Consider the following 6,180-nt stretch of genomic DNA (forward strand, 5'->3'; position numbering starts at 1 on the left):
CAGCCGCCCAGCGCAGCCTCGATCTGGCCGAAGGGCCGCTGCTGCGAGCCGTCGCGCTGCAAGGTGGCGAGCGCTGGCAATTGCTGCTGGTGATCCATCACCTGGTGGTCGATGGCGTGTCGTGGCGCGTGCTGGTCGAGGATCTGCGCGACGCTTACCAGCAACGCCGGCAAGGCCAGCCTGCCGTGCTGCCCGCACGCACCGCGTCGTACCAGCGCTGGTCGCAGGCGCTGCGCGCCAATGCCGCCATGCGCGACGCCGAACTGCCGCACTGGCGGGCGCTGGCGCAAGCCGATGCCAGCCTGCCTTGCGACGAACCGACGGGCGCCCTTACCATCGCCGAACGCGACACCGTCACGCTGACGCTGCCGGCCGAACTGACCCAGGCGCTGCTGCAGCGCGCCCCAGCGGCGTACCGCACGCGCGTCAACGACTTGCTGCTGACCGCACTGGCGCGAGCGCTGGCGGGCTGGAGCGGCCGCCAGCAAGTGCTGATCGACCTGGAAAGCCATGGCCGTGTCGCCGGTGTCGACGATACCCTCGACCTGAGCCGCACCGTCGGCTGGTTCACGACCCTGTTCCCGGTCGTGCTCGATGGCAGCGGCGCGCTCGATGATGCGATCAAGAGGGTCAAGGAGCAATTGCGCGCGGTGCCGGGTGATGGCATCGGCTTCGGCCTGCTGCGCCGCTTCGGCTCGCCCGCGCAACAGACCGCGCTGGCCGATGTGCCCAAGCCTGAAGTGGTGTTCAACTACCTGGGCCAGCTCGACGCCAGCTTCGCCGACGACAGCCCGTGGCGGCTCTCGGGGGACAGCGCGGGCGCCAGCCAGGATCCCGCAGCCACGCTGTCGCATCCGCTTTCGGTCAACGGACAGGTGCTGGATGGCGAACTGCGGCTGACGCTGGCCTTCAGCCGGGCACGCCATCGGGCAGAGACGGTTCGCCGACTCGCCGAAGCCGTGCGCAAGGAGCTGGAAGCACTGATTGCCCACTGCAATGCGGGCGCCGCGGGCTTCACCCCGAGCGACTTCCCGCTGGCGCGGCTGACGCAGGGCGGGCTGGACGCCCTGAAGCTCGACCCGGCGCAGGTGCAGGATCTCTACCCGCTGTCGCCGATGCAGGCCGGCATGCTGTTCCACAGCGTGCTGGCGCCCGCGGGCAGCGCCTATACCAACCAGTTGCGTGTCGATATCGACGGGCTCGATCCGGCGCGCTTTATCGCGGCATGGCAGGCCGCGCTGGCGCGCCACGACAGCCTGCGCTGCGGCTTCCTGCATCGCGGCGAACAGCCGCTGCAGTGGGTGGCCCGTTCGGCGCGGCTGCCGGTGACTACCGAAGATTGGACCGGCCGCGACGCGGCCGGGCTGGACCGCTTTGCCGCCGCCGAACTGGCCCGGCGCTTCGACCTCGAGCGCCCGCCGCTGATGCGCGTGGCACTGCTGCGCACCGGCGCGCATCGCCATCATCTGGTCTGGACCGTGCATCACCTGCTGCTCGACGGCTGGAGCACCGCGCAGCTGCTCGGTGAAGTGCTGCGCCACTACGCCGGCGAAACGCTGCCCGCCAGCGGCGGCCGCTTTGCCGACTATATCGGCTGGCTGCAGTCGCGCGATGCCGCCGCCGGCGAAGCCTTCTGGAAGGCGCAGCTGGCACCGCTCGATGCACCGACGCGCCTGCTGGCGGCACTGCCGGCCCCGGAACAAGGACAAGGCCAGGGCCAGGGCCAGGGCGAGCATCACCACGAACTCGACGCCGCAGAGACCACCGCGCTGGCCACCTTTGCCCGCGCGCAGAAGGTCACGCTGAACACGCTGGTGCAGGCTGCCTGGCTGTTGCTGCTGCAGCGCTGCACCGGCCAGTCGTGCGTGGCCTTCGGCGCCACTGTGGCCGGCCGCCCGGCCGAGCTGCCGGGCGCGCAGCAGATGCTGGGGCTGTTCATCAATACGCTGCCGGTGATCGCGTCGCCGCGTCCGCAGCAAGCGGTGGGCGACTGGCTGCGCGAGGTACAGGCGCTGAACCTGGCGCTGCGCGAGCACGAGCACACCCCGCTCTACGACATCCAGCGCTGGGCCGGCCAGGGTGGCCAGGCCCTGTTCGATTCGATCGTGGTGTTCGAGAACTACCCGGTCGATGCCGCGCTGCGCCGCACGCCTGCCGGCCTGGCGTTCTCCGGCATCGGCAACCGCGCCGAGACCAACTATCCGCTGGCGCTGGTGTTCGCGCACACCGACACGCTGCGCCTGACCTGCCGCTTCGACCGCGCCGTGCTCGGCGAAGCGCAGGCGCGAATGCTGGCGCACAGCCTGTTTGCGGTGCTGCGCCAGCTGGCCGCCGACGCGACTCGCCCACTGGGCCGGATCGGCCTCGCTACGGCTGACGCGCCCCTGGCAGCCGCAGCGACTGCGGCCCAACTTGCCCACCATCGCTTCGAAGCCCATTCGGCCTCAGCACCGGATGCCGTGGCGCTGGCTGCGGACGACGTGCAACTCAGCTACCGCGAACTCAATGTCCGCGCCAACGCCCTGGCGCATCGTCTGGTCGCACAAGGGGTAGGCCCGGACGTGCCGGTTGGTGTGCTGGCCGAACGCTCCGTCGAACTGGTCGTCGCGCTGCTTGCCATCCTCAAGGCCGGCGGCGCCTACGTGCCGTTCGATCCGGGCTATCCCGCCGACCGCCTGGCCTACATGATCGAGGACAGCGGCGTGGCGATGCTGCTGGCGCAGCGGCCCGACGCCATCGCGCCGTTGCCCGCGGCCGTGCCGGTGATCGACCTGAGCGCGCCGTCCCTGTACGACGGCGATCACGCCAACCCGTCGCTGGCGCTGCATCCGCACCACCTGGCCTATGTGATCTACACCTCGGGCTCCACCGGACGGCCCAAGGGCGTGGGCGTCTCGCACGGGGCGCTGGCGCATTACCTGCGCGGCGTGCTGTCGCAACTGGCGCTGGCGCCGGCGTCGCGCATGGCGATGGTGTCGACGCCGGCGGCCGATCTTGGCCATACGGTGCTGTTCGGTGCGCTGGCCAGCGGCGGCGCGCTGCACCTGCCGGCGCGCCGCTGCGTGTTCGACGCCGCGGCGTTTGCGCGCTACATGGCGCAGCACCGCATCGGCGTGCTCAAGATCGTGCCCGGCCACCTGCGAGCCTTGCTCGACGGCGCGCAGGCGGCCGGGGTACCGCTGGCCGACGTGCTGCCCGGACACACCCTGGTGCTGGGCGGCGAAGCCACCGACGCGGCGCTGCGCGCGCGCCTCCACGCTGCCCGGCCGGGGTGCCGGCTGGTCAATCACTACGGGCCGACCGAGACCACCGTCGGCGTGCTCGTGCACGTGGCCGGCACCACGCCGCAGCCCGGCGTTGGCTTGCCATTGGGGCAGCCGCTCGCCGGCACCGGCGCGTACGTGCTGGACCCAGACCTGTGCCCGCTGCCCGACGGCATCGCCGGTGAACTCTATGTCGGCGGGGCCGCGCTGGCGCGCGGCTACCTCGGCCGCACGGCATTGACGGCAGACCGCTTCGTGCCCGATCCGTTCGCCCGCGACGGCGCGCGCCTGTACCGCACCGGCGACCGCGTTCGGCGCGGCGCCGACGGCGTGTTCGAGTACCTGGGCCGCATCGACGACCAGGTCAAGATCCGTGGTTTCCGCATCGAGCCGGGCGAAGTCGCGGCGCAGCTTACGGCGCTGCCGCAGGTGCGCGAGGCGGCGGTGGTCGCCGCGCCCGCCGCCGGCGGCATGCAACTGGTCGGCTACGCGGTGCCGCTAGCGGATGCCCGGCCCGATCCCGCCGCGCTGTGCCGCGCGCTGGCCGCCACGTTGCCACCGCATATGGTGCCGGCCGCCATCGTGCTGCTCGACGCGCTGCCGCTCACCGCCAACGGCAAGCTGGACCGCCGCGCGCTGCCGGCGCCGGACGCCACCGCGCCCTCCGCGGCGGCGGAGCGGGAAGCACCGCAAGGCGATCTCGAGATCCGTCTCGCCGGCATCTGGCAAGCGCTGCTGCAGGTGCCCGCGGTGGGCCGCCACGACAACTTCTTCGCACTGGGCGGCCATTCGCTGCTGGCCGTCCAGCTTCTGTCCCGGATCCAGGGCGAACTTGGCATCGAGGTGCCGCTGGCCCTGCTGTTCGGCGCCGCCACGCTGGCCGAGCTGGCCGCGGCGCTGCCGGCGCAGCAACGCCATGCCGACGAAGCCGCCCTGCTGGAACTGGAAGCATTCGTCAATACCCTGGAGTCAGTCTGAATGATCGAAGCCAACACCGCGGCCCGCCTGGCCGCGCGCTTTGCCACGCTGGCGCCGGCCCTGCGCCGCGCCTTTCTCGACAAGATGGCCGGGCAAGGCATCGCATTCTCGCAATTGCCGATCCCCGCGCTGCCGCGGCCCGATACTGCCGCCGGCTACGATGCGCCGCTGTCGTACGCGCAGCAGCGCCAGTGGTTCCTGCACCGCTTCGCGCCGGACAGCGCGGCCTACCACATCAGCAGCCGCGTGGAACTGCACGGCGAACTCGACGCCGGCGCGCTGCGGGCAGCGTTTGCCGCGCTGGCGCAGCGCCATGAAGCCCTGCGCACGGTGTTCCTGGCGGACGCTGATGGCAAGGTACGGCAGCATGTGCATGCCGAAGTCAGCATCGAGCTGCCGTTGACTGACTTGTCGGCCGACCCCGGCAGCGCCGATGCGCAAGCCGCGGCGATCGCTGAAGCGCCGTTCGACCTGGGCCGCGCGCCGTTGCTGCGCGTGCACTTGCTGCGCCTGGGCGCGCGGCACCACCGGCTGGTGCTAGCGATGCACCATATCGTCTCGGACGGCTGGTCGCTGCAGTTGCTGATCGACGAGCTGGCAGCGGCCTACCGCGCGCAGCGGCTCGGCCAGGCGCTGCCCGAGGCCGCGCCGGCGATCGGCTATACCGACTATGCGGTGTGGCAGCGCAACTGGCTCGAGGCCGGCGAGCAGGCGCGGCAACTGGCCTGGTGGCGCGCAACCCTGGAGGGCGCGCCCGGCGTGCTGGCGCTGCCAACCGACCGTGCGCGCCCCGCCGTGGCGGCCTACCGCGCGCAGCGCTGCGAGATCGCCATCCCCGCCACGCTCGCCGATGCGCTGCGCCAACGGGCGCAAGCCGGCGGCGGCACGCTGTTCATAGCCTTGCTGGCCGGCTTCCAGGCACTGCTGTACCGCTATACCGGCAGCCGCGACCTGTGCGTGGGGGTGCCGGTGGCCGGCCGCAACCGGATCGAAACCGAGCGCGTGGTAGGCCTGTTCGTCAATACACAGATCGTGCGCGCGCAACTTGACGGCAGCCAGCCGCTGTCCGCGCTGCTCGGCCAGACCCGCGAAGCCGTGCTGGGCGCGCAGGCGCACCAGGACCTGCCTTTCGAGCAACTGGTGGAAGCGCTGCAGCCCGAGCGCAGCGTCAGCTACCACCCGCTGTTCCAGGTGGTGCACAACCACCGCCGCGGCGACCGCGCGGCGCGCGTGTCGCTGCCGGACCTCGAACTCGAAAGCGCGCCGGTGGGCGAGCGCAGCACGGCGCTGGAGCTGACGCTCGACACGCGCGAGGACAGCGATGGCCAGGTCCATGCCTGCTTCCACTATGCCGCGGAACTGTTCGACGCCGGCACCGCGGAGCGGCTTGCGCGCCATTACGTGCGGCTGCTGAGCCGGCTGGCCGACGCTCAGGAACAATCGCTCGATGCGGTGGACCTGCTTGACGAGTCCGAACACCGCAGCCTGCTGGCGCTGGGCCAGGGCAAGCCGCCCGCCGGCGAGACCCTGCCGGTGCACGCCCACATCGCCCGCCACGCCGCGGCCCACCCCGACGCCGTCGCCGTGATCTGCGGCGACCAGGTGCTGCGCTACGGCGAGCTGCTGGCCCGCGCCGACCGCCTCGCCGCCGTGCTGCGCGCGCGCGGCATCGGCGCCGAGGATCGCGTTGGCATCGCCTTGTCGCGCTCGCCCGACCTGATCGTCGCGCTGCTGGCGGTGATGCGCAGCGGCGCCGCCTACGTGCCGTTCGATCCCGCCTATCCCAGGGACCGGCTGGCCTACCTGTTCGACGACAGCGCGATCCGGCTGCTGGTCACCGAGTCCGCGCTGCTCGATGCGCTGCCCGCGCCGGCCGCGCTGCCGGTACTGACGCTGGATACGGTCAATGAGGGCATCGCGCCGCTGGCGCAGCAGCCCG

At 71.9% G+C, this 6,180-nt stretch carries 2 protein-coding genes; both read left to right on the plus strand.

Going from position 1 to position 6,180, the window contains the following annotated elements:
• Positions 1–4,241 (plus strand): non-ribosomal peptide synthetase (locus MKD38_RS30075; protein WP_252682398.1); only part of this gene is annotated, 4,241 nt, incomplete at its 5' end.
• The coding region (locus MKD38_RS30080; RefSeq protein ID WP_252682400.1) for a condensation domain-containing protein at positions 4,242–6,180 on the plus strand (1,939 nt) is incomplete at its 3' end.

Origin of the sequence: Cupriavidus sp. WGlv3 (genome assembly GCF_023952475.1) — a bacterium.
In the GTDB taxonomy this organism is placed as follows: domain Bacteria; phylum Pseudomonadota; class Gammaproteobacteria; order Burkholderiales; family Burkholderiaceae; genus Cupriavidus; species Cupriavidus phytorum.